The following is a 24390-nucleotide window of genomic DNA, read 5'->3' as shown; positions in this document are numbered from 1 at the left end:
TAACTTCAAGATCACAGCTCTGCAAGAGGGGTTTTCATCTGTCTTTTCCCCGCAGGCGGACGACACTGTCCGATGTTGCCCGAATGGCGCCTTACAAATTGAAGCGACCGGATTCGATGCCGTCGGTACCTTGCGTCACGGGAAAGCCCCCGGCCTACGCCAGGCTGTCCCGCCACGCCCTGTGGAGGTCCGCGAAGCGGCCGGTGCCCGCGATGAGCTGGTCCGGGCGGCCGTCCTCGACGATGCGGCCGTGTTCCATCACCAGCACCCGGTCCGCGATCTCGACGGTGGACAGCCGGTGGGCGATGACCACGGCGGTACGGCCCCGCAGTACCGTCGCCATGGCCCGCTGCACCGCCCGCTCCCCCGGGACGTCCAGCGAGCTGGTCGCCTCGTCCAGGATCAGTACCGCCGGGTCGGCCAGCAAGGCCCGTGCGAAGGCGACCAGTTGGCGTTGTCCGGCGGAGATGCGGCCGCCGCGCTTGCGGACGTCGGTGTCGTAGCCGTCGGGCAGTGCGCTGATGAACTCGTGCGCGCCGATCGCCTTCGCGGCCTGCTCGATCTCCTCGCGGGTGGCGTCGGGCCGGCCGATCGCGATGTTGTCGGCGACCGTGCCGGAGAACAGGAAGGCCTCCTGCGTCACCATGACCACCCCGCGCCGCAGTTCGGGCACCGGCAGCTCGCGCAGGTCCACGCCGTCCAGCAGCACCCGCCCGGAGGAGGGGTCGTAGAAGCGGGCGAGCAGCTTGGCCAGGGTCGACTTGCCGGCGCCGGTGGAGCCCACGACGGCGACCGTCTGCCCGGCCGGGAGGGTGAGGTCGAAGCGGGGCAGCACCTCGCCGCCGGTGCGGTAGGCGAAACGGACGCCGTCGAAGACCACCTCGCGGCCCGGGAACTCGCCTTTCAGCGGGGGGAGTTCGCGCGGGTGGTCGGGCTCGGGAACGGACGGTGTCTGGGCCAGCAGGCCGGCGATCTTCTCCAGGGAGGCGGCGGCCGACTGGTAGGAGTTCAGGAACATGCCGAGCCGGTCGATCGGGTCGTACAGCCGGCGCAGATACAGCACCGCGGCCGCCAGCACACCCAGCTCCAGCGAGCCGGACGCCACCCGGTAGGCGCCCCAGAGCACGATCGCCGCGACCGCCGTGTTGGCCACCAGCCGGGAGCCGACCACATAGCGGGCCATCTCCAGCAGCGAGTCCCCGTTCGTGCGCTCGTGGCGCGCGTTCAGCACCGCGAACTCGGCGTCGTTCGCGGCCTCCCGGCGGAAGGCGCGCACCGGCCGGATGCCGTTCATCGTCTCCACGAACTTCACGATCACCGCCGCGATCGCCGTGGACCGCGCCCGGTACACCCGTCCCGCGCGCCGCCGGTAGAGCCGGACCAGCAGGTACAGCGGCACGAAGGAGGCCACCGCGACCGCGCCGAGGCCGAGGTCCAGCCAGAGCAGCAGCGCCGAGATGTAGACGAAGGACAGGATGACGGTCACCAGCTCCTGGAGCCCCTCGTCGAGGAGTTCGCGCAGCGACTCGACGTCCGTGGTGGAGCGGGAGATCAGCCGGCCGGAGGTGTACCGCTCGTGGAAGTCGATGCTCAGCGCCTGCGCGTGCCGGAAGATCCGGCCCCTGAGGTCCAGCAGCACGTCCTGGCTGACCCGCGCGGAGGTCTCGATGAACGCGAACTGCAGCGCGCCCGAGGCGAGCGCGCACAGCAGATAGCCCGCGGCGACCGCGAACAGCGGGCCGTGCCGGTCGTCCCGGAACGCCGGTACGGCGCTGTCGATGGCGTACGCCACCAGCAGCGGGCCCGCCTGCACCGCCGCCTGCTGGAGCAGGAGGAGGAACGTGGTGAGCGCGACCCGGGCCCTCATGGGCGCGAGCAGCGAACGCAGCAGGGCGGCCGTGGCGCCGGGCGGGCTGGGCAGCACGTCCCGGTCGAAGTGGTCGCCCGCGTCGCCGGTGCCCTCCGGGCGGGCCGGTTCGCCGTCGGCGACGGCGGGGGTGGAGGTCGTGCTGGTCAACGGGAGTCCTCCTGTTCCCCGGACATCAGGTGGGCGTACTCGGCGTTGTGGCGCAGCAGTTCCTGGTGGGTGCCGACGGCGGCGATCCGGCCGCCCGAGAGCAGGGCCACCCGGTCGGCGAGCAGCACGGTGGAGGGGCGGTGGGCCACGATCAGCGCGGTGGTGTCGGCGAGCACCTGGCGCAGGGCGGCCTCCACGGCGGCCTCCGTGTGCACGTCCAGGGCGGACAACGGGTCGTCCAGCACCAGGAACTCCGGTCTGCCGACCACCGCGCGGGCCAGCGCGAGCCGCTGGCGCTGGCCGCCGGAGAGGCTGAGGCCCTGCTCGCCCACCCGGGTGTCGGTGCCCTGCGGGAGCGCGTGCGCGAAGTCGGCCTGCGCGATGGCGAGGGCCCGGTCCAGCTCCGGCTCTCCGGCGCCGTCCGGTGCGCCCATGAGCACGTTCTCGCCGACGCTCGCGGAGAAGAGGGTGGGTTCCTCGAAGGCCACGGCGACCTTGGTGCGCAGCTCTTCCCGGGACATCGTGGTGATGTCGACGCCGTCGAGGGTGATCCGCCCGGAGGTGACCTCGTGCAGCCTCGGCACGAGCGCGGTGAGCGTGGTCTTCCCGCTGCCGGTGGCTCCGACGAGGGCCATGGACTCGCCGGGGCGGATGTGGAGGTCGATGCCGGTGAGGAGGGGCGGGGAGCCGGGGGGTGCGTCGGGGTAGCGGAACGAGACGTTCTCGAACCGGAGTCCGCGCGTGTGGGGCCCGCGCGGCCGAGCGTCCCGGCCCCCTCCCCGGTCCTCCGGCACCTCGTCCATCACCTCGAAGTAGCGCTCGGTCGCGGTGGCCGCCTCCTGGCTCATCGCCAGCAGGAACCCGATGGAGTCGACGGGCCAGCGCAGGGCGAGAGCCGTGCTCAGGAAGGCGACCAGCGTGCCCGCGGACAGGTCCCCGTCGGCCACCCGCACCGCGCCCAGCACCAGCGCCGCGCCGATCGCCACCTCGGGGAGGGTGACGATGATCCCCCAGATGGTGGCCAGCAGCCGCGCCTTGCGCAGCTCCGTGCCGCGGAGCCGGCCGGACAGCTCGCGGAACGCGCGGGCCTGGCTGCGGTGGCGGCCGAAGCCCTTGATGACGCGGATGCCGAGCACGCTCTCCTCGACCACCGTGGTGAGGTCGCCGACCTGGTCCTGGGCGCGCCGCGCCACCTGCGCGTACCGCCGTTCGAAGACCACGCAGGTCCACATCACGGGGACGGCGGGCCCGAGGATGACCAGTCCCAGCACCCAGTCCTGGAGCAGCATGACGACCAGGCCGGCGACGATGGTGACCCCGTTGACGAGCAGGAACGTCAGCGGGAAGGCGAGGAACATGCGGAGCAGCATCAGGTCGGTCGTGCCCCGGGAGAGCAGCTGGCCGGATGCCCAGCGGTCGTGGAAGGCGACCGGCAGCCGTTGCAGACGCCGGTAGAGGTCCGCCCGCATCTCCGCCTCGACGTGCGACAGCGGCCGGGCCACGAGCCAGCGCCGTAGGCCGAACAGGACCGCCTCGGCGAGGCCGAGCAGCAGCAGGTACAGCGCGCCGAGCCACACGCCCGCCGGGTCGCGGTCGGCTACCGGGCCGTCGACCATCCACTTCAGGACGAGCGGGATCACCAGTCCCGTGCAGGAGGCGACGACCGCGACGAACGCGGCGGTGAACAGCCGCGCGCGTACCGGGCGGACGTACGGCCACAGCCGGAGCAGGGTGCGTACGGCGGTACGGTCGGTGGTTGCACGTGTCGTGGGCATCACTCGCGAGCGTACGGACCGCCGCTGACAACGCCCACCGAGTTTTGGCCGGAGGTCCGCGCGGACAGGCTCGTTGAAGGGACCGGGGGGATGGATGATCGACGCGTACGAGGATCCGGGCACGCCCGACACCCGGGGCGGCTGGCGGTATCTGTGGTGGCTGGTGCGGTGTCAGCCGGGGCGCTCGGTGGCCGGGGCGCTGCTGGGCAGCGTCTGGACGGTGCTGCTGGCCGCACAGCCGTATCTGATGGCGCGGGCCGTGGACGAGGGGCTGCTGCCGGGGCGGCTGGGCGTGCTCGCCGGGTGGACCGTGCTGATGTTCGTGGTCGGCGCGCTGAACGCGTGGCTGGGCATTCTGCGGCACCGGACCATGACCCGGGTCCGGATGGACGCCAACTTCCGTACGGTCAAGGTGGTCCTGGGGCACGTGGTACGGCTGGGCGCCGCGCTGCCGCGCCGGGCCGGGGCCGGGGAGGTCGTCACCATCGGGGTCGGTGACGCACAGACGCTGGCGGTGGCGCTGACCGTGGTCGGGCCGGGCGTCGGCGCGCTCGTGGTCTACGGCGTGGTGGCCGTCCTGCTGCTGACCGTCTCCGCGCCGCTCGCCGCGGTGGTGCTGCTCGGGCTGCCGGTGGTCGCGCTGCTGACGGGGCCGCTGACGCTGCGGCTGCAGGGCGCGGAGAGCGAGTACCGGGAGCGGCAGGGGGTGCTCGCCGCACGCGTCGGCGACCTCGCGGGCGGGCTGCGCGTCCTCAACGGGCTGGGCGGCAAAGGGCTGTTCGCGGACGCGTTCCGGAACGACTCGCAGCGGCTGCGGGCGCAGGGCTACCGGGTGGGCGCGGTGGCCAGCTGGGTGCAGGCGCTCGGGGTGGGCCTGCCGACCCTGTTCCTGGCCGTGGTGACCTGGCTCGCGGCCCGGCTCACCGCCCAAGGAGCCCTCACCGTGGGCGAGTTGGTGTCGGTCTACGGCTATGTGGCGGTGCTCGTCGGGCCGGTCGCGTTCTTCGTGCAGATGGCCTACGACCTCAACCGCGGTGTGGTGGCCGCGCGCCGGGTCGTACGCCTGCTGCGGCTGGAACCGGAACCGGACACCGGCACACTCCCGGCGCCCGCCGGACCGGCCGAGCTGTACGACCCCGCGTCCGGGGTGCGGGTGGTGCCGGGCCGGCTGACCGCGCTGGCCGCCGCCCGGCCCGCCGAGGCCGCCGCCGTGGTCGACCGGCTCGGCCGGTACGGGCCCACCGACGCCACCTGGGGCGGGGTACGGCTCGACGCGGTCCCGCTGGCGGACGTACGGCGGCGCGTCCTCGTCGCCGACAACGAGGCGGACCTGTTCGCCGGGCCGCTCCGGGAGGTGGTGGCCGGCGCCCGCCCGGCCGGCGAGGCGGCGCTGCGCCGGGCGCTGCGCGCGGCGGCGGCCGAGGACGTCGTCCGCGGTCTGCCGGACGGGCTGGACTCGGCGGTGGCCGGGCAGGGCCGCAGCCTCTCCGGCGGCCAGCGGCAGCGGGTGCGCCTGGCCCGGGCCCTGCTGGCCGACCCGGAGGTGCTGCTCGCCGTGGAACCGACCTCGGCCCTGGACGCCCACACGGAGGCGACGGTCGCCGACCGGCTCCGGGCGGAGCGGGAGGGCCGTACGACGCTGGTGACGACGACGTCCCCGCTGGTCCTGGACCGCGCGGACACGGTCGTGTTCCTGACCGGCGGCAAGGTGGCGGCGGCCGGGCCGCACCGGCGGCTGCTGGCACAGGAGCCCGGATACCGGGCGCTGGTCGCGCGGGACGGCGGGGGCTCCGGCACCCCGGCGCCCGCGCCTCCCGAGGGAGCCGCGCGATGACGTCGACGCAGACGCTGCTGCCCGTCGCCGGGCGGGCGGCCGTACGGCGGGCCGCGGCACGGCTCGTGGCGGCCGACCGGCGGGCGTTCGCCGGCACGCTGCTGCTCAACGCGCTGGCCGCGGCGGTGGGTCTGGCCGGGCCCTGGCTGGTGGGCCGGATCGTGGACGAGGTGCGGGCCGGGCACGGGGTGGGCGCGGTGGACCGGCTCGCGGTGTGGATCGTGCTGTGCGCGCCGGCGCAGGTGCTGCTGGCCCGCTGGGCGCGGTACGTCGGGCACCGCTTCGGGGAGCGGACGCTGGCCCGGGTGCGGGAGGAGTACGTCGAGCGGGTGCTGGCGCTGCCCGCGTCCGTGGTGGAGCGGGCCGGCACCGGGGACCTGACCGCGCGGGGCACCGCGGACGTCGCGACCGTCGGCACCACGCTGCGGGACGTCGGTCCGGAGCTGCTGGTCAACACCGTGCAGGCGGTCTTCGTGCTGGGCGCGGTGTTCGCGCTCGACCCGGTGCTGGGCGCGTTCGGGCTGCTCGGGCTCACCCCGGTCTGGCTGGCGCTGCGCTGGTACCTGCGGCGGGCCCGGGACGGCTACCTCGCCGAGGGGGCGGCGACCTCGCAGGTCGCGGAGATCGTCGCGGCGACGGCGGCCGGGGCGCGGACCGTGGAGGCGTTCCGGCTGCGGCAGCGGCGGATCGCGGCGAGCCGGGACGCGCTGGAGGCCTCCCGCCGCACCCGGCTGTACACCCTGCGGCTGCGGTCGGTGTTCTTCCCGGCGGTCGATGTGACGTACGCCGTCCCGGTGGCGGGGGTGCTGCTGCTGGGCGGGTGGCTGCACGCGCGGGGCGCGGTCGGGGTGGGCGCGGTGGTGGCGGCGGCACTGTACCTGCGGCAGTTCACCGAGCCGCTCGACCAGATCCTGATGCGGGTGGAGCAACTGCAGAGCAGTGGCGCCTCGTTCGCGCGGGTGGAGGGGCTGGCGGGGGCTCCGCGCGGTGCGGGCGGGGGCGCGTCCGCGGTGCCGGCGGACGACCGGATCGAGGTGCGCGGGGTGCGGTACGCGTACGAGCGCGGCGGCGAGGTGCTGTGCGGGGTGGACCTGACGGTACGACCCGGGGAGCGGCTGGCGGTGGTGGGGCCGTCCGGCGCCGGCAAGACGACGCTCAGCCGGCTGCTCGCGGGCATCGACCGGCCCGGTTCCGGCACGGTCACGGTGGGCGGGGTGCCGGTGGCCGAGCTGGCGCCGGAGCTGCTGCGCCGGCAGGTGGTGCTGGTGACGCAGGAGCACCATGTCTTCCTGGGCACCGTCCGCGAGAACCTGCTCATCGCCGAACCCGCCGCCACGGACGCCCGGTTGTGGGCGGCGCTCGCGGCCGTCGGCGCCGACGACTGGGTCCGCGGCCTGCCGGACGGTCTCGGCACCCGGCTCGGTGAGGGCGGTGTTCCGACGGACGGCTCGCAGGCGCAGCAGCTCGCCCTGGCCCGGGTGGTGCTGGCCGACCCGCACACGCTGATCCTCGACGAGGCGACGGCCCTGCTGGATCCCGCCACGGCCCGGCACACCGAGCGTGCCCTCGCCGCGGTGCTGGCGGGCCGTACCGTCATCGCCGTCGCCCACCGCCTGCACACGGCCCACGACGCGGACCGGGTGGCGGTCATGGAGAACGGCCGGCTGACCGAACTGGGCACGCACGAGGAGCTGGTGGCGGCCGGCGGGGCGTACGCGGCGCTGTGGCGGACCTGGCACGGGGACACCGCCGGCGAGGGCCGGTAGGTCACCGCGCCGGGCCGTCGCCGGCCTCGGGGGCCACGAACGGCCGGCCGCCGGCGAGAAGGCCGGCGGCCGGTCGTAGGGGTGCGCGGCGGCTAGGGAGCCACGGGGTCTCCGTCCCCGAGCTGCAGCCACCACACGTCGTCGTCGCGGGTGAGCCGCACCTCCTGTCGCCGCCCGTCGCCGAAGCGCAGTTCGACGGTGGCCAGGTACGGCACGACGGGGTCCCGCACCAGCGCGTCGACCGGTTCGCCGGCGTGTGCGCCGTACCGGCCGATCAGCTCCCGGGCGGCCCGTTCCCGGCCGGTGTACCAGGGGGCGCCGAGGCGGGCCAGGTCGGTGGCGTCCCCGGCCCTGAGGCGCTGCACGTACACCTTGAGCAGCGGATCGACGTCACCGGCGAGTTCCCCGGCCTCGGGGTACTCGGACTTCGCGGCGTGGACGGTGACCTTCACCGCCGGCGTCTTCCGCAGGGCGTAGGGCGCGGGGTCCCTCAGCAGCCACCAGGTGCCGACGGCCGCCGCCAGGACGACGGCCAGCGCCGCCGCCCCCGCCCAGAGGCGCTTCCCGGCCGGGCCGGCCATCAGTACCACCCCGGAATGACGTGGAAGATGTCCGCCCAGGTGCCCCGCTGGCTGTTGATGTAGACGTCGAGGCGCTGGTTCAGACGGTTGTTGTTGTGCGCGGTCACGTACGCCTTGCCGCCCGACATCTTCGTGACGACGCCCGCGTGGTCCCAGCCGCCCCTGCCGCCCCAGTTGAACAGCACGATGTCACCGACCTTGGCGTACTGCTGCTTGGTCTCGGTGTTGATCGCGCCGTCACTGTGGCGGAGCAGGAAGGTGTGCATCTTGTCGGCGACGGTCCAGGTGTGGGAGTACGTGTAGTAGTGCACGCCGTGCGGGGCCAGGTGCCCGACCCGCCACCAGTTGTCCGCGCTCGTCTTGTCCTTGTTCACGCCCTTCTGGCGCATACCGCCCCCGTGGTACAGGGCCTTGGAGACGAAGTTGGTGCAGTCCTGGCTGAACTCGGCCCGGGAGTTCCAGTGGTCCCTCGCCCACTTCGCCGTGCCGCTGGCGTTGAGGGTGGCGTACGGCGTGATCTGCGCCGCGTAGGCCGAGTACGCGCTCGGGGTGGCGCTGGCCGTCCGGGTGGCCTGCGTGGTGCCGCTGTCGCTCTCCACGGTGCCGTAGGTGACGGCTCCGAGAGCACGCTCGTCCTTCGCCAGCTGCTGTTCGTAGTACCCGGCGTTCATCCTGCCGCGCAGCACGGGCGTGTCCCCGCCGGAGAAGGTGTACAGGATCGTGGCCTCGGTGGTCTCCGGGTCCGAGGGCGCGTCGGCCAGGGTCTTCTGCTGGCCCACCGTCGCGCGGACGGTCACCGTCCCGTCGGCGGAGGGCAGCAGCAGCGCGTCGGAGAGGTCCGTGGTGATCGACGTGTACGTCAGCCCGCTCGCCTTCAGCGCGTCGCGGCTGTCGATCAGCCAGGACTCCTCCGCCTTGAGCAGCGAGCTGTACATGCCGGCGTTGGGGCGCCCGTCCACCGCCGCCGCGGCGCTGCCCTTCGTCCCGGTCGTCAGGGCGGCGGAGGCGTCCAGGTAATCACGGACCGCCTGCGTGTAGACCGCGCTGTCGAGCGGGGCGCGCAGCGGCTCGGCCTCGGCGCTGGTGACGGCGTCACTCGTGCCGTACGCACTGGAGGCGCTGACCCGGAAGGTGTACGAGGCCCCGTTGGTGAGGCCGGTGAAGACGGAGTCGGTGCCTTGGGTGGTGTGCTTGGCGACCTCGGCGCCGGAGGAGTCGAGGGCGGTCACCTCGTAGGTGAGGACGGTGTCGTTGTAGCCGCTGTCCTCGCTGGCCCCCCAGGTGACCAGGGCGCCGGAGTCCGCGGCCCGGGCGCGGACCGCCACGGGCGGCGAGGGCGGGGTGGCCGCCTCGTACTCGGCCGTGAGCGTGGCCGAGGTGAAGCTGATGCCGGCCGTGCTCGAGGCGTCCTCGGCCCTGCGCAGCACCAGGCCGTGGTTGGCGTTCGCCCCGTCGGTCCAGCCGGTGACCAGGCCGGTGACGTCGATCGTCCAGGGCGCGGTGGCCGTCAGGTTGGCCTCCGGGGCCGTGACGGCGTCCAGCTGGCTTCCCGTACCGGTGGTGTCCCAGGCCGCGTTGAGGGCGTGCACGTCCAGGTCGGGTGTCGTCGCGGCCGACTGGAGGGTGAGCTGGGCCTTGGTCACGCGGGCGCCGGCGGGGATCTTCGACACGTCGGCCTTGAGGTAGGCACGCCAGTTCTTGCCCGAGACGCTGCCGACCTTCAGGGCGGTGCCGGTTTCCCCGACGCACGTGTCGGAGCCGGTGCAGACGGTGGCCTTGGTGAGCGGCAGGCTCACCGAGGAGGCGGCGGTCACCTGGTCCGGTTCCGCGCCGGACCCGGCGGCGATCGGGGTCCGCTCGGTCCACGCGGAGCACTTGCCCGCGTAGCACGCCCTCATCGACCAGTCGAACGGGCCGCCGGAGGTGAGCCGGTCGGCGGGAATCCGGAAGCCGGCCCGCTCTCCGTTGGGGACGAGCTGGGTGCCCAGGGTCTGGGTGCCGGTGGCGTTGCCGAGGCGGAACTGGGCCTCGATCATGCCCCCGTTCGGCGAGGTGACGACGCCCGTGACGAGCGGCGAGGCGGTGTCCGTGGCGCCGGCCTGGAGCTGCGTGGGCAGGTCGGCGGGCTGCACGGCGGTCGCGTCGACGCGGAAGGTCTTCCAGTCGGACCAGGCGGAGGTGTCGATCCCGTCGCTGGTGCGGGCGTGCATCCGCAGATGGCTGCCGTCGGGCATCGCCGACGCGGTGGGGATCTGCGTGGTGGCGACGGTGCCCGGCGCGAACGGGGCGGTCTTCCCCGTCCAGGTGTACGTCGTGTCGGCGAACGCGGGGTCCGGCTGGACCTGGAACTCCGTCACCAGGCCGGATTCGGCGTCGGCGTCACCCACCTTGGCCTGGAGGGTGGGGGTCAGGGACCCGGCGGTCGTCAGCGTGGTGTCCGTCTTGAGCGGGCTGACGCCGAGGGAGGCCGGGACCGTCGGGGCGGAGTTGTAGGTGACGATCAGCGACGGCTCGGTGGCCGCGTCGTGCGATCCGTCGACGTAGTTGGCGGAGCGGTACCGGCGCCAGGTGAGGGGGTCGGTCTCGTCCACGGCCGCGAGGCGCACGCCGTAGTTGGGCTGGCCATCCGCCCACGCCTGGGCGATGCCGTCGATGTCCCACGACACCTGTCCGGCGGGGCAGGCGGAGCTGTAGCCCTTCGCCGCCGTCGAGACGGGGGCCGAGGCGGTGGTCGTGCCCGGCTGGCTTCCCCACGTGATGGCGGAGGGGTCCCAGTCGCTCGTGACGCGCCGGACCTGGATGCCGGAGTTGTTCGTCGAGCAGGTGGACGACCAGTGCGAGTACATCCGCAGGTCGGCGTCGACGATGTGCTTGCCGGCGAACCGGGCGGCGTCGAACTTGAGGTAGGAGCGGGCGCGTTCGGTCCCGTTGTACGTGCCCGCCTTCAGCTCGGTCGAGCCGCGCTGGGACGTCGGATAGTCGTCGTCCTGGATCCAGGTGTCCGTGAGCGGCCCGAGCAGGGTGTTGGTCGGGTCCACGGTGACCGGGTACTTGACGGCGGGGTCCGTGAGGAACGACGTGTCCGGCTTGAGCACCAGGGTCTGGCCGTCGGCACCGCCCTCGACGGAGACGTCCACGTCGGTGACCTTGGCCGGTTCGCCCGACGCCGGGCCCTCAGAGGCTCCCCACATGACGGGGACGGGGGCGGTGGCGACGTCCTTGCCGCTGTCGCTCTCCCACAGCAGCCGCTCGTCGGCGGTCTCACGGAGCTTCAGGCCCTCGGCGGACACGGGGATCCGCAGTTCCACGTCGTCCTTCGGGGGCTCCTTCAGCACGAGCTGGTGCGAGAAGCCCTCCGGCAGCGCGGTGACCACGAGGTCCTGGCCGGGCCGTACGTCGCTGTAGACGGCGGTGTTGCCCTGGATCTCCGGTTCGGGGAGGGTCCCGTCCCAGCTGATGCCGAGGGTCTTGTCCCCCTCGTCGACCTCGGCGAGCGGGCCCTCACCGCCGTCGGAGATGCGGATGTCGGCCGCGGCCTGCCGGGGCTCGATGCCGCCGTCGCGGCGGACGAGGGTGGTGTCCAGGTCGTGCCAGGCGCCGTCGTCGTCCTTGACCCGGACCGGTCCGGTGGCCGCTTCCACGGTCACGGACCCGTCGGGGTTGACGTACGTCGTGGAGCTCTCGGTGCGCAGGGCCGTGACCTCGACGCGTTCCCCCGACGCGGCGGCGCGCAGGCGGGCTTCGCCCGTGGCCGCATCGTCGTCGGAAGCGGTCGCCGCCGTCGCCACCGGGGAGACGGTCGCGGCGGTGTCGTGATGCGCGGGCAGGGCGAGACCGGCCGTCACGACACCCGCCATGGCGTACGCGGCGTAGACCAGGAAGCGGTTGCTCCCGGGTCTGTGGCGTCTTCTCATGTACAAGATCCTTGCTTCACAAGCACTTGGCAAAATTCAAAGGATCTTCACACACAGATTTGGTCATGTCCATGGCCTAAAACCACCCAGCATGCCCGGTGCGCCCGCTCAACCCTGCTGCCGCGCCCGCGAGGAGTCCGCATACCGAACAGGAACATCCGGTCAACGAACCGTTTTTGGCCAAGTTTGTGACGCGGTCCTGACAGATGGCGAGATCTCCTGCCACTCTTCCCTGGCCGACTCACAGCAACCCCACAGTTACTGCGCGTCTGTACGAGCCGGCTCCGCACCCGCACGTGGCTTTCGCAACGCCCTGTTCTGCCCGGACGTCCCAACCCACCGTCCGGTCTCCCCTGGCCGCGCGACCCGCGGTCACGCAGAAGGAGTCAGTGTTGAGAAGCAATTCCTCTCGCGGACGCACCTCCCACACCCCGCACCGCCCCACCGCGCACCGGCGCACCGCCGTCGTCGCCCTCACCGGTGTCGCCGCCCTGATCGCCGTCGCCGTCCAGTCCGGAACGGCCGGCGCCGCACCGGCGAAGCCGCAGGCGGGCAAGGTCGATCCGGCCCACGCGGCGGTCAGGCTCACCCCCTCGCAGCGCGCCGAGCTGATCCGCGACGCGGACGCCGGCAAGGCCGCCGCGGCCCGGCAGATAGGCCTGGGCGCGAAGGAGAAGCTCGTCGTCAAGGACGTCGTCAAGGACGGCGACGGCACCCTGCACACCCGCTACGAGCGCACGTACGCGGGCCTGCCGGTGCTCGGCGGTGACCTGGTCGTGACCACCGCGAAGTCGGGCAAGACGATGGACGTGGTCCGGGCCACGGGCGCCACACTGAAGGTCGCCGGTCTCACCCCGGCCGTGTCGAAGGCCGCCGCCGAGAAGCAGGCCGTACAGCGGGCGAAGGCCCTCGGCGGGACCCAGCCGGCCGCGGACAGCGTCCGCAAGGTGATCTGGGCGGCCACCGGCAAGCCCGTGCTGGCGTACGAGACGGTGGTCGGCGGGCTCCAGGACGACGGCACCCCGAACCAGCTGCACGTCGTCACCGACGCGGCCACCGGCAAGAAGCTCTACGAGTACCAGGGCGTCAAGAACGGCATCGGCAACACCCAGTACAGCGGGCAGGTCACGCTGACCACGACCCAGTCGGGCTCGAACTACACGCTCACCGACGGGGCGCGCGGCGGCCACAAGACGTACAACCTGAACAAGGGCACCTCCGGCACCGGCACCCTGTTCTCGCAGACCAGCGACACCTGGGGCAACGGGACCACGTCGAACGCGGCCACCGCGGGCGCCGACGCCCACTACGGCGCCGCACTCACCTGGGACTTCTACAAGTCCGCCTTCGGCCGCAGCGGCATCAAGAACAACGGCGTCGGCGCCTACTCGCGCGTCCACTACGGCAACGCGTACATCAACGCGTTCTGGGACGACAGCTGCTTCTGCATGACGTACGGCGACGGCTCCGGCAACGCCAAGCCGCTGACCTCGATCGACGTCGCCGGCCACGAGATGAGCCACGGCGTCACCTCGGCCACCGCGAACCTCAACTACAGCGGTGAGTCCGGCGGTCTGAACGAGGCGACCAGCGACATCATGGCCGCCGGCGTGGAGTTCTACGCCAACAACGCCAAGGACCCCGGTGACTACCTGGTCGGCGAGAAGATCGACATCAACGGCGACGGCACCCCGCTGCGCTACATGGACAAGCCCAGCAAGGACGGCGCGTCCAAGGACAACTGGTACTCCGGCATCGGCGGCGTCGACGTGCACTACTCGTCCGGCCCCGCGAACCACTTCTTCTACCTGCTGAGCGAGGGCAGCGGCGCCAAGGTGGTCAACGGCGTCAGCTACAACTCGCCGACGGCGGACGGCCTTCCGGTCACCGGCATCGGCCGGGACAAGGCGCTGCAGATCTGGTACCGGGCGCTGACCACCAAGTGGACGTCCACCACCAACTACGCGGGCGCCCGCACCGGCACCCTCGCGGCGGCCGGCGAGCTGTACGGCACCTCCAGCGCCGAGTACAAGGCGGTGCAGGACGCCTGGGCGGGCGTGGCGGTCGGCTCGCGCTCCGGCGGCGGGGGCGGCGGCGGTACGTCGTACGAGAGCACCACGCCGGTGTCGGTGCCGGACAACGGCGCCGCCGTCACGTCGAGCATCACCGTCTCCGGCCGGACCGGGAACGCGCCGAGCAACCTCCAGGTGAGCGTCGACATCACCCACACCTGGCGGGGTGACCTGGTGATCGACCTCGTCGGCCCGTCGGGCACCGCCTACCGGCTGAAGAACTTCAGCTCCTCGGACTCGGCGGACGACGTGAACGAGACCTACACGGTCAACGCCTCCGCAGAAACGGCCAATGGCACGTGGAAGTTGCGGGTACAGGATCAAGCCACCTACGACACCGGAACCATCAACGGCTGGAAGCTGACCTTCCCGTAAACCGCATGCCGCGGGCCCGGGATCACGGCGCTGTCCGAGGGTGGAGCACCCTCGGGCGGCGCCCGTTTACATCGCTGAAACGTTCACCAGTCAGTCGACTTTCAGCCAACATCACTTCAGGGTCCTGACATGTACGCGCCCTTGATGTCACTCTCTCTCCACCCGCCGCAGAACTTCACCACCCCACACAGCCGGCCAGTAGCCCCACGCTGACCGGACTCCCCACCAGAAGGAGCTTCTGTGAGCCCCCTCTACGCGCGTCACAAGCGCACCACTCTGGCCATCGCCACCGCCGTCGCCGCCGGAGCCCTGCTCGCCACTGGTCTGACCACCAGTGCCACCGCCCAGCCCACGACCGAGCCCCTCGCCGCGGCCCCGACCCAGCTGTCCGCCGCGGCCCGCACCACCCTGATCCAGCACGCCCAGGCCGACGCGGCCGGCACCGCGCAGGCGATAGGCCTCGGCGCCAAGGAGAAGCTCGTCGTCAAGGACGTCGTCAAGGACGCCGACGGCACCCTGCACACCCGCTACGAGCGCACCTACGCCGGCCTGCCGGTGCTCGGCGGCGACCTGATCGTCCACACCGCCAAGTCCGGCAAGACGCAGGGCGTCACCAAGGCCACCAAGTCGGCCATCAAGGTGTCCTCGCTCAAGCCGCAGATCACCGCGGCCAAGGCCGAGAAGCAGGCGGTGTCCGCCGCCAAGACGCTGGGCTCCTCCAAGACCGCCGCGGACGGCGCCCGCAAGGTCATCTGGGCCGGCTCCGGCAAGCCCGTCCTCGCCTACGAGACCATCGTCGGCGGCTTCCAGGACGACGGCACCCCGAACCAGCTGCACGTCATCACCGACGCCGCCACCGGCAAGAAGCTCTACGAGTACCAGGGCATCGAGACCGGCACCGGCAAGAGCCTGTACTCCGGCACCGTCAGCCTGAACACGTACAAGTCGGGCACGACGTACCAGCTGTACGACACCACGCGCGGCGGCCACAAGACGTACAACAAGGCGCACGGCACCAGCTCCACCGCCGGCACCCTGTTCACGGACGCCGACGACGTCTGGGGCACCGGCACGGCCTCCAGCTCCACCGCCGACCAGACCGCGGCCGTCGACGCCGCCTACGGCGCCCAGACCACCTGGGACTTCTACAAGTCCACCTTCGGCCGCAGCGGCATCAAGAACGACGGCAAGGCCGCCTACTCCCGCGTGCACTACGGCAACCAGTACGTCAACGCGTTCTGGGACGACAGCTGCTTCTGCATGACCTACGGCGACGGCGAGGGCAACGTCAACCCCCTCACCTCGCTCGACGTCGCCGGCCACGAGATGAGCCACGGTGTCACCTCCAACACCGCGGGCCTCAACTACTCCGGCGAGTCCGGCGGCCTGAACGAGGCCACCTCGGACATCTTCGGCACGGGCGTGGAGTTCTACGCGGCCAACTCCTCCGACCCCGGTGACTACCTCATCGGCGAGGAGATCGACATCAACGGCGACGGCACCCCGCTGCGCTACATGGACAAGCCCAGCAAGGACGGCGGCTCGGCGGACTACTGGTCCTCCACCGTCGGCAACAAGGACGTCCACTACTCGTCCGGCGTCGCGAACCACTTCTTCTACCTCCTCTCGGAGGGCAGCGGTTCGAAGACGATCAACGGGGTGACGTACAACTCCCCGACCCACAACGGCTCCACGGTCACCGGCATCGGCCGCGCCAAGGCGCTGCAGATCTGGTACAAGGCGCTGACCACGTACATGACGTCGACGACCAACTACAAGGCCGCCCGCACGGCGACCCTGAACGCGGCGTCCGCCCTGTACGGCTCCACCAGCACCGAGTACAAGGCGGTGGCCGCGGCCTGGACGGCGGTCAACGTCAGCTAGTCGCTGTCGCTCGGCTGAGGGCGGCACCCGGGAGGAGGCTCCTCCCGGGTGCCGCCCTACCCTTGTGACCCATGTCCTCGGCGCCCTTCACCTACGAGCCGGTCGGCGCGACCCGCGACAACCTGTCGCTCTGCCCGCCCGGCTTCCACCCCCTCCTCGTCCGCACCCGCCTCGGCGAGGGCCACGAGGTCTTCCACCGGGCCGCCGAAGCGGTCATGACCTGGGAGATGCACCGCGAACTGGGCGTCGGCATCGACGCCACCGCCGACCGCGCGGCCCCCGGCGTCGACGTCACCGTCACCCTGGCCGGCCTCATCAAGGCCCCCTGCCGCGTCGTCTGGACCACCGAAGAACCCCGCCGCGCCGGCTGGGCCTACGGCACCCTCGAAGGCCACCCCGAATGCGGCGAGGAAGCCTTCGTCATCGACCGCACCGGCGACGGCACGGTCTGGCTGACGGTGGCGGCCTTCAGCAAGCCGGCCAAGTGGTACGCCCGAGCAGGCGGCCCGGCAACCCGGGGCCTGCAACACGCGTACGCCCGCCGGTGCGGGGCGGTGTTGCGGAGGCTGTGCGCGGGGGTGGCGGAGGCCTGACGCCGGATCGCGGTCGTCCTGCTGACCGCACCCCCGCCCCCACGTTGCGATCCGGAACGTGACGATGTGATGATCCAGCCCGTGAGTGAGCATGGGGGCGACGCCGCATCGGCGGCACGACGGCCAAGGTCACCGCTGTACGACTACGTGGACCCGGCCCTTGACGACCAGCAGGACACGATCGCGCCGGAGGCGCCCGAGGGCGGAGGTTTGCCCGAGCGCGCAGCAACCGTCGCCGACGCCCCGGATGAGACCGAGCGCAGACGGCGTGAATTCGCCGTGCTGTTGGGTGAGTTCCGGCGCACGCCGGTGCTGGTGCCGGTGGACGAGGACGACGCTCCCCTGACGGCCGACCTCGGTGGCGTCCGCTGGATCTACGCCTTCTCGGACGAGTCTGCCCTGGCGCGTTTCGCGCTCGCGCGCGGTGAGGGCGGCCGGGAGTGGGCGTACCAGCGGTGGCTCGGGGCGCGCCTGCTGGACGCGATGGTGCCGGCGGTCGGGGTGCCGTGCGGGGTGGCGCTGGACTGCGCTGACGGCGAGGACGGGATGGTCTTTCCTCCGGTGCGCGGGGTTGTGCCGGACGCGGTGGCGGTGGACGTCGACGGCGGGACGGGGGTCGAGTGGTGACGGCCGACGGCAAGGACCTGGCGACGGAGGGGCTCGGCCTGATCGCCAAGGGGCTGACGGACGCGCTGGGCGAGCTGAAGGAACTGGGCATGGTCGGCGAGGCCGGCGCCGGGCGTGGTTTCTCCGACATCGCGCTGTCCGGTCTGGAGCTGGGCCATGAGGGCCTGACGGGCGAGTTCACGTCGTTCTGCGAGCGCTGGGAATGGGGCGTGCGCTCGCTGATCAACGAGGGCAACGGGTTCGCGCAGAAGACGGGTCTGGCGGCGGGCACGTACTACGAGAACGACAAGTACGTCGAGGGCACCTTCAAGATCGTGGAGAACGCGGCCATCGGCAATCCGTACGCCTCCGAGGAGGAGGTGGAGAAGATGGGCTGGGGCGAGATCGCCAAGTCCGGCGCGTACGGCGGCGATGTCGACTACAGCAAGGAGTCCTTCGAGCAGGCCTGGGAGAACAGCAAGCAGGGCTGGAAGGACGCCGGGCGCGATGTGATGACCTCGCACACCATCGGGCCGGTGCCGGGGATGAACCCGGAGAACCTGCACAGCGCGCTGGGGATGTCGGACAAGGAGTACGACCGGATGCTGGACGACACCTTCGGCCCCTCCCCCGAGGACCGTGCCGAGGCCGCCGCCCAGCAGCAGGGCACCGCGCAGCAGGGCGGTGAGCGCTGATGGGCATCGGGGATGTGACCAACTCCCTCCTGAGCGGTGCCGAGGACCTCTACGACAAGGGCAAGAAGAAGCTCGGCGAGGGCGTCGACTGGGCCACGGACAAGGTCGGCGACAAGCTCGACGATGTCGGCCTGCACAAGTGGGCCGACGTGGTCGAGGACTGGGGCGACGGCGTCGCCTCCGACCTCGGCGCGACCCCGGGCGAGCAGCAGCTCGGCGAGACCGAGGAGGCCAACGAACTCGTCCACGGCAATCCGGCGAAGATCCGGGAGAGTGCCAAGCACCTGCGGGACTTCCACGGCGCGTTCGACAAGGTCAGCCAGGGCCTGAAGAAGGTCGACTCCTCCGGCTGGAAGGGCGAGGGCGGCGACGCCTTCCGCAAGAAGTTCGGCGTCCACCCGACCAAGTGGGCCCAGGCGGCCGAGGCCTGCAAGACGGCGGCCGGGGCTTTGGAGTCGTACGCCGACACCGTCAAGTGGGCGCAGGGCCAGGCCAAGGAGGCCGTAGAGCTTTACAAGAAGGGCGTGAAGGCGTCCAAGGACGCGTACGACGCCTACAAGGACAAGGTCGAGACGTACAAGGCCAAGGCGGACGCGGGCGAGGATCCCGGCCCGGATCCGGGGAAGTTCCACGACCCGGGCAAGGCCACCGTCCAAGCCGCCCAGCACAAGCTGGCCGAGGCCCGCAAGCAGCGCAACACCGCCGCCTCCGAGGCCCAGGACAAGGTCAGGGAAGCCCTGGCCCACGCCCCGGCCGAGCCCCCGCCCCTGGACCGGATCGGCAACGATCTCAAAGACGGCTACCTGGCGGTCAACACCGAGCTGACCCATGTCGTGGGCGGTGCCCTCAAGGGGACGGCCGGCCTGGTCAACTTCGTCCGCGGGCTGAACCCGATGGACCCCTACAACCTCACCCACCCGGCCGCGTACCTGCAGAACGTCAGCATGACGCTCTCCGGCCTGGTCTCCACCGCCGCCCATCCGGAGCGGGCCGCGAAGGCCGCCGTCGAGGGATTCAAGAAGGACCCTTCCGAGTTCTTCGGCCGCATGCTCCCCGAGCTGCTCGGCACCAAGGGCGCGGGACTGGCCCGGGGCGGACTCCGGCTCGGACTGAAGCAGGGCCTGGAGGAGGCCGCGGAGCAGGGGGCGCGCACGGGCGCCCGGAAGACGGCCCGGGACCTGGTCAACGAGGACCCGCACGGGCCCTCGCGTGAGCCGGACTCGGTCTACAGCGGCGGCACCGACCCGATCGACCTCGCCACCGGCCGGATGTTCCTGCCGCAGACGGACGTCACCCTCCCCGGCGCGCTCCCCCTGGTCCTCGCTCGTCGCGTCGAGTCGGGCTACCGGCTGGGCCGCTGGTTCGGCCCGTCCTGGTCCTCCACCCTGGACCAGCGCCTGGAGATCGACGCGGAGGGAGTCGTGTACGTCACGGAGGACGGCCTCCTCCTGTCGTACCCCCACCCGGCCCCCGGCCTGCCCACCCTGCCCAGCCACGGCCCCCGCCTCCCCCTGGACCGAGTAGACGGCGGCTACACCATCACGGACCCCCGCACCGGTCGCACCTGGCACTTCGCCGACCGCGGCCCCGACCTGGCCGTCCTGGAACAGACAGACGACCGCAACGGCAACTGGATCACCTTCGAGCACGACGAGGCGGGAGTGCCCTCGGCCGTCGTCCACAGCGGTGGCTACCGCCTGCGGATCGAGAGTGCCGACGGACGGGTCACCGGCCTGTACCTGACCGGGGCAGGCGAGGACGGATCCGATCTCCGGCTGGTCCGGTACGGGTACACGCAGGGCAATCTCACCGAGGTCCGGAACTCCTCCGGGCTGCCCCTCAGGTTCGCCTACGACGAGCGGGGACGCGTCACCTCCTGGACGGACACCAACGGGCACACGTACACGTACGCGTACGACGACAGGGACCGGTGCGTCGCGCAGGGCGGCACCGAAGGGCACATGAGCCTGCGGCTGTCCTACAGCGAAAGGGACCCGGAAACCGGGCTGCGGACCACGAAGGCGGTCAACGGGGAAGGCGCCGTACGCCGGTACTTCGTCAACGACCTGCACCAGATCGTCGCCATGGTGGACCCGGCCGGGCACACCCGGCGCTTCACCCGCGACCGGTTCCACCGCCTGCTGTCCGAGACCGACGCCGTCGGCCGTACGACGTCCCGCCGGTACGACGACAGGGGGAACCTGACGGAGATCGTCCGTCCGGACGGCCGGCGGACGACGCTCTCCTACGACGCCCGTGGGCTGCTCACCCGCATGGTGCGCCCGGACGGAAGCTCGCTCCGCCAGGAGTTCGACGCCCGCGGGAACCTGACCTCGGTGGCCGATTCAGCCGGCGGTCGGACGTTCTTCACGTACGACGAGCGCGGCCATGTGTCCACGATGCGCGACCAGTACGGCCGGGTGACCACCATCCGCTGCGACGCGGCCGGTCTGCCCGCCGAGGTGCGTGACCACGCGGGCAACGTCATGCGGTACCGGCGAGACGCCTTCGGCCGCGTCACCGCCATCACGGATCCCCTCGGGGCGACCGGCGAGCTGGAATGGTCCGTCGAGGGTCATGTCACGCGTCGACGGAATCCGGACGGGACCGAGGAATCGTGGACGTACGACGGTGAGGGGAACTGCCTCACGCACACGAACACGGTCGGCGGAGTCACCCGCTTCGAGTACGCCCCGTTCGACCTGCTGACCGCGCGCGTCGAGCCCGACGGTTCTCGTTACGAGTTCGCGTACGACAACGAACTCCGCCTGACCCGGGTGACCAACCCCCAGGGGCAGACGTGGAGTTACGAGTACGACGCCGTGGGACGGCTGAGCGCGGAAACCGACTTCGGCGGGCGGGTCATCCGGTACGCGTACAACGCGGCCGGCGAGTTGGTCTCCCGCACGAACGCCCTCGGCCAGGTCGTCTCCTTCGAGCACAACGAACTGGGGCAGATCGTCCGCAAGAGCGTCGACGGGGAGGTGATGACGTACACCTACGACTTCACCGACGAGATCGCCCACGCCGGCAACGGCCACGCGGAACTCGCCCTCCTCCGTGACCGGCACGGACGCCTGGTCTCCGAGCGGATCAACGGCCGCGAAGTCGCCTATCACTACGACGAGTTCGGCAACCTCACCGCGCGCACGACCCCGTCGGGCGCCGTCAGCACCTGGGAATACGACGCCGACGGGAAGCCCAGCCGGCTCACGGCCGACGGTCGCGTCATCGCGCTGGAATACGACCGGACGGGCCGCGAGGTCGCCCGTCGGTTCGGCGAGTCCCTCACCGTCTCCCGGTCGTTCGACGCCATGAACCGGCTGGTCTCCCAGGCAGTGGACCACTCTCGCCGACGCATCCAGTCGAGGACCTACGAATACCGCGCGGACGGCAGCCTGACCAAGGTCGATGACCAACTGAACGGAATTCGTCACTACGAACTCGATCCGGCGGGCAGGACGACCCGGGTGAGCGGGGCCGGGTGGGCGGAGTCCTACACGTACGACCGGCTCGGCAACCAGACCGCCGCCGAGTGGCCCGCGCGGCAGTTCGGAGACGACGGGTGCGGCGACCGCGCCTACCAGGGCGCCGACCTCGTCCGCGCCGGCCGGATCCGCTACGAGCACGACGCCGCGGGACGTGTGGTGCTGCGCCAGAAGACCCGGCTCTCCCGCAAGCCGGACACCTGGCGGTACAGCTGGGACGCGGAGGACCGGCTCACCCAGGTCGTCACTCCGGACGGCACGGTGTGGCGGTACCTGTACGACCCGCTGGGCAGGCGCATCGGCAAGCAGCGCATCGCCGAGAACGGTGTCGACGTACTGGAACAGGTGGACTTCACCTGGGACGGCACCTCGCTGTGCGAGCAGACGACCAGCTGGGCGGACTCGGCTGAGTCGGTGACCCTGACGTGGCACCTCAACGGCGTCGAAGCGGTTGCGCAGAGCGAGCGCCGGACCATGGCCACGGCCTCGCAGGAGGAGATAGACGCCCGCTTCTTCGCGATCGTGTCCGATCTCTCCGGTGCTCCCTGCGAGCTGATCGACGAGTCCGGCGACATCGCCTGGCGCGCCCGGGCCACCAACTGGGGAAAGCTGTCCTGGTCGGTACGGAGCCACGCCTACACTCCGCTGCGTTTCCCCGGACAGTACTTCGACCCCGAGACGGGCCTCAACTACAACTACCTCAGGTATTACGACCCCGAAATCGGCCACTACATCAGCCTGGACCCCCTCGGCCTGGCCCCGGCGGCCAACCCGGTCGGCTATGTGGACCGTCCTTCCGTCTCCTGCGACCCTCTCGGACTTGCCCCACAGAAGTCGCCGATCCCTCCGAAGCCGTACGAGACGCCCAATCTTTCCCACTTGGCGCCGCATTTCAACCCGGAGGGAGGGATGAGCAACTGCACCTACGTGGCCGAGGCATTCGACCGGTACCTTGCCGGTGAGGGCATCAAGGCTGTCCCCGGTGATATTCCGCTCCAATCCCTCGATCGACTCGAGAGTGTGTATGGACGAAACTTCAAGGAGACCGGATTCTGGGACATGGTCGACCATATCCGAAATTCCGGCCACGGGGCTCGAGGTCTGGTGGCTGCGCTCCCTGAAGCAAGCACGGCAGGACATGTGTTCAACGTTGTGAACCACCAGGGTCGCGTGCTTTTCTCTGATGTGCAGACAGGATTCGTCGATCCTATGCTTTACAAGACATTCCAGCTGATGAGGACCAACTGATGTACACGATGGAGCAGGCGGAGCGGCTGGCGGCGGAGGCTCTGCGTCAGAAGTTCGGCGAGTGGAGCGACCAGGTCGCACTCTTCGGCAACGGAGAATTCGCAACGAAAAAGGGGGACTTTTTCTATTTCGGTTTCCAGTCCGTGAAGTATATCGAAACCCGGGACGAGAAGTACTTCAACTACGGGCCCAACTGCATTTCGGTGCACAGCGAGACCGGCGAGTGCCGATTCCTCGACATCCATGAGGTTCTGGCCTTGGAACCCTTCAAGACGGAATGATCAACATCAATAAGGAAGAACTGATGTACACAATGGAGCAGGCGGAACAGCTGGCGAACGAATTCCTCGCCCAGATGTCCGCCGACTGGGACCATGAGGTCGCCCTGTTCCCGGACGAGGAGTGCAAGGCACAGAAAGGCGAGTTCTTCTATTTCGCCTTTCAGTCCGCGAAGTACATCGAGACCAGGGACGACAAGTACTTCCTCTACGGCCCCTGCCAGTTTGCCGTACACAGCGTGACCGGCGAATGCCGACTGCTCAGCATCCAGGAATCTTACGAAATCGACCCATTCAACGCGCGCTAACTCACCCAGCTTGCGAGGGGCCGGGTTTCGGTCGTCCTGTCCCTTGACTCATCGTTCCGCGTTGCGGTCCAGAACGTGCCGATGTGATGATCCGGCGGTGGACGAACACGGGGGCGACGCCGGTTCGGCGGCGCAAATGCCAAGGTCACGGCTGTACGACTACGTGGACGTGGCCCGTACCGGCCAACGGGACACGACCGTTCCGGAGGCGTCCGAGGACACCGCTTCGCATGAGCGTCCGGTCGATGGTGCTGACGCCATGGAGGGGACCGAGCACAGGCGCCGTGAGTTCGCCGTGCTGTTGGGCGAGTTCCGGCGTACGGCTGTGCTGGTGCCGGTGGACGGGGACGGCGCTCCCCTGGCGGGCGATTTCGGCGGAGTCCGCTGGATCTACGCCTTCTCCGACGAGCACGCTCTGGGCCGTTTCGCGCTGGCGCGGGGCGAGGGGGGCCGGGAGTGGGCGTACCAGCGGTGGTTGGGGGCGCGTCTGCTGGATGCGGCGGTTCCGGCGGTGGGGGTGCCGTGTGGGGTGGCGTTGGACTGCGCTGACGGGGAGGACGGGATGGTCTTTCCTCCGGTGCGGGGGATCGTGCCGGATGCGGTGGCGGTGGACGTGAGCGGTGGAACGGGGGATGAGCAGTGACCGGGGGCGGCGGTAAGGATCTGGCGACGCAGGGACTGGGCCTGATCGCGAAGGGTCTGACGGATGCGCTGGGTGAGTTGAAGGAGCTGGGCGGGTTCGGCACGTCCGGGGCCGGGCGCGGGTTCGGCGAGATCGCGTTGTCCGGCCTGGAGCTGGGCCATGAGGGTCTGACGGGCGAGTTCTCGTCGTTCTGCGAGCGCTGGGAGTGGGGGGTGCGCTCGCTGGTCAACGAGGGCAACGGGTTCGCGGAGAAGACGGGGTTGGCGGCCGGCACCTACTACGAGACCGACAAATACGTCGAGGGCACGGTGAA

The 24390-nt window shown here is 71.0% G+C and carries 15 protein-coding genes and 1 pseudogene; 12 read left to right on the top strand and 4 right to left on the bottom strand.

Features of this window, described 5'->3' with window-relative positions; translation table 11 throughout:
- Nucleotides 1-154 precede the first annotated feature (154 nt).
- Both ACZ4U1_RS25475 and ACZ4U1_RS25470 read right to left on the bottom strand, forming a co-directional pair.
- Complete coding sequence (locus ACZ4U1_RS25475) at nt 155-2017, bottom strand: ABC transporter ATP-binding protein (RefSeq protein WP_467906263.1); 1863 nt, start codon at nt 2015-2017, stop codon at nt 155-157.
- Nucleotides 2014-3792 (bottom strand): ABC transporter ATP-binding protein, encoded by a 1779-nt coding sequence (locus ACZ4U1_RS25470; RefSeq protein WP_467906261.1) that lies wholly within the window; start codon nt 3790-3792, stop codon nt 2014-2016. The genes ACZ4U1_RS25475 and ACZ4U1_RS25470 overlap by 4 nt, the downstream gene beginning before the upstream one ends.
- A gap of 94 nt (nt 3793-3886) precedes the next feature.
- Here ACZ4U1_RS25470 and ACZ4U1_RS25465 point away from each other — a divergent pair, with 94 nt between their 5' ends.
- Nucleotides 3887-5626 carry an ABC transporter ATP-binding protein gene (locus ACZ4U1_RS25465; protein WP_467906259.1) on the top strand — a complete coding sequence of 580 codons (1740 nt, stop codon included), beginning with the start codon at nt 3887-3889 and terminating at the stop codon, nt 5624-5626.
- Nucleotides 5623-7392 (top strand): ABC transporter ATP-binding protein, encoded by a 1770-nt coding sequence (locus tag ACZ4U1_RS25460; protein ID WP_467906257.1) that lies wholly within the window; start codon nt 5623-5625, stop codon nt 7390-7392. The genes ACZ4U1_RS25465 and ACZ4U1_RS25460 overlap by 4 nt, the downstream gene beginning before the upstream one ends.
- 92 nt (nt 7393-7484) lie before the next feature.
- On the opposite strand, the gene ACZ4U1_RS25455 is transcribed toward ACZ4U1_RS25460, so the two are convergent.
- Nucleotides 7485-7973, bottom strand: coding sequence for a hypothetical protein (locus ACZ4U1_RS25455; protein WP_467906256.1), 489 nt, complete (start codon nt 7971-7973; stop codon nt 7485-7487).
- Nucleotides 7973-11887, bottom strand: coding sequence for a DNRLRE domain-containing protein (locus ACZ4U1_RS25450; protein WP_467906255.1), 3915 nt, complete (start codon nt 11885-11887; stop codon nt 7973-7975). Before ACZ4U1_RS25450 ends, ACZ4U1_RS25455 begins: the two co-directional genes overlap by 1 nt.
- Nucleotides 11888-12279: 392 nt before the next feature.
- On the opposite strand from ACZ4U1_RS25450, the gene ACZ4U1_RS25445 reads away from it, so the two are divergent.
- The 10 genes and pseudogenes from ACZ4U1_RS25445 to ACZ4U1_RS25400 all read left to right on the top strand — a co-directional run.
- A complete protein-coding gene (locus ACZ4U1_RS25445) occupies nt 12280-14334 on the top strand; it encodes a M4 family metallopeptidase (RefSeq protein WP_467906253.1) in 2055 nt (684 codons plus the stop codon).
- A 240-nt stretch (nt 14335-14574) separates the two neighbouring features.
- Nucleotides 14575-16218, top strand: coding sequence for a M4 family metallopeptidase (locus ACZ4U1_RS25440; protein WP_467906251.1), 1644 nt, complete (start codon nt 14575-14577; stop codon nt 16216-16218).
- Between the two features lie 71 nt (nt 16219-16289).
- Nucleotides 16290-16811, top strand: a complete 522-nt coding sequence (locus ACZ4U1_RS25435) for a DUF1990 domain-containing protein (RefSeq protein ID WP_467906249.1) — start codon at nt 16290-16292, stop codon at nt 16809-16811.
- 69 nt (nt 16812-16880) lie between these two features.
- Nucleotides 16881-17438 (top strand): hypothetical protein, encoded by a 558-nt coding sequence (locus tag ACZ4U1_RS25430; protein ID WP_467906248.1) that lies wholly within the window; start codon nt 16881-16883, stop codon nt 17436-17438.
- Nucleotides 17432-18112: a hypothetical protein gene (locus ACZ4U1_RS25425; RefSeq protein ID WP_467906246.1), complete on the top strand. Its 681-nt coding sequence runs from the start codon at nt 17432-17434 to the stop codon at nt 18110-18112. The genes ACZ4U1_RS25430 and ACZ4U1_RS25425 overlap by 7 nt, the downstream gene beginning before the upstream one ends.
- A complete protein-coding gene (locus ACZ4U1_RS25420; protein ID WP_467906244.1) occupies nt 18112-22848 on the top strand; it encodes a putative T7SS-secreted protein in 4737 nt (1578 codons plus the stop codon). Before ACZ4U1_RS25425 ends, ACZ4U1_RS25420 begins: the two co-directional genes overlap by 1 nt.
- Nucleotides 22848-23129, top strand: coding sequence for a hypothetical protein (locus tag ACZ4U1_RS25415; RefSeq protein ID WP_467906242.1), 282 nt, complete (start codon nt 22848-22850; stop codon nt 23127-23129). The genes ACZ4U1_RS25420 and ACZ4U1_RS25415 overlap by 1 nt, the downstream gene beginning before the upstream one ends.
- A complete protein-coding gene (locus ACZ4U1_RS25410) occupies nt 23126-23434 on the top strand; it encodes a hypothetical protein (protein ID WP_467906240.1) in 309 nt (102 codons plus the stop codon). Before ACZ4U1_RS25415 ends, ACZ4U1_RS25410 begins: the two co-directional genes overlap by 4 nt.
- A 97-nt stretch (nt 23435-23531) precedes the next feature.
- On the top strand, nt 23532-24077 hold the full coding sequence (locus tag ACZ4U1_RS25405; protein WP_467906238.1) for a hypothetical protein: 546 nt from the start codon (nt 23532-23534) through the stop codon (nt 24075-24077).
- Nucleotides 24074-24390, top strand: a pseudogene (locus ACZ4U1_RS25400) (hypothetical protein); the annotation flags it as partial. The gene ACZ4U1_RS25405 and the pseudogene ACZ4U1_RS25400, both read left to right, overlap by 4 nt.

This window comes from Streptomyces sp. NPDC028928, assembly GCF_055564915.1.
The sequence above is the reverse complement of the archived record's forward strand: the minus strand, read 5'-3'. Positions and strand labels throughout refer to the sequence as shown.

Bases quoted from the DNA above. Each gene is read 5' to 3' on its own strand.
- ACZ4U1_RS25470 (WP_467906261.1), bottom strand. From the start codon at position 3,792: ATGCCCACGACACGTGCAACCACCGACCGTACCGCCGTACGCACCCTG.
- ACZ4U1_RS25465 (WP_467906259.1), top strand. From the start codon at position 3,887: ATGATCGACGCGTACGAGGATCCGGGCACGCCCGACACCCGGGGCGGC.
- ACZ4U1_RS25460 (WP_467906257.1), top strand. From the start codon at position 5,623: ATGACGTCGACGCAGACGCTGCTGCCCGTCGCCGGGCGGGCGGCCGTA.
- ACZ4U1_RS25455 (WP_467906256.1), bottom strand. From the start codon at position 7,973: ATGGCCGGCCCGGCCGGGAAGCGCCTCTGGGCGGGGGCGGCGGCGCTG.
- ACZ4U1_RS25450 (WP_467906255.1), bottom strand. From the start codon at position 11,887: ATGAGAAGACGCCACAGACCCGGGAGCAACCGCTTCCTGGTCTACGCC.
- ACZ4U1_RS25435 (WP_467906249.1), top strand. From the start codon at position 16,290: ATGTCCTCGGCGCCCTTCACCTACGAGCCGGTCGGCGCGACCCGCGAC.
- ACZ4U1_RS25430 (WP_467906248.1), top strand. From the start codon at position 16,881: ATGATCCAGCCCGTGAGTGAGCATGGGGGCGACGCCGCATCGGCGGCA.
- ACZ4U1_RS25420 (WP_467906244.1), top strand. From the start codon at position 18,112: ATGGGCATCGGGGATGTGACCAACTCCCTCCTGAGCGGTGCCGAGGAC.
- ACZ4U1_RS25415 (WP_467906242.1), top strand. From the start codon at position 22,848: ATGTACACGATGGAGCAGGCGGAGCGGCTGGCGGCGGAGGCTCTGCGT.
- ACZ4U1_RS25410 (WP_467906240.1), top strand. From the start codon at position 23,126: ATGATCAACATCAATAAGGAAGAACTGATGTACACAATGGAGCAGGCG.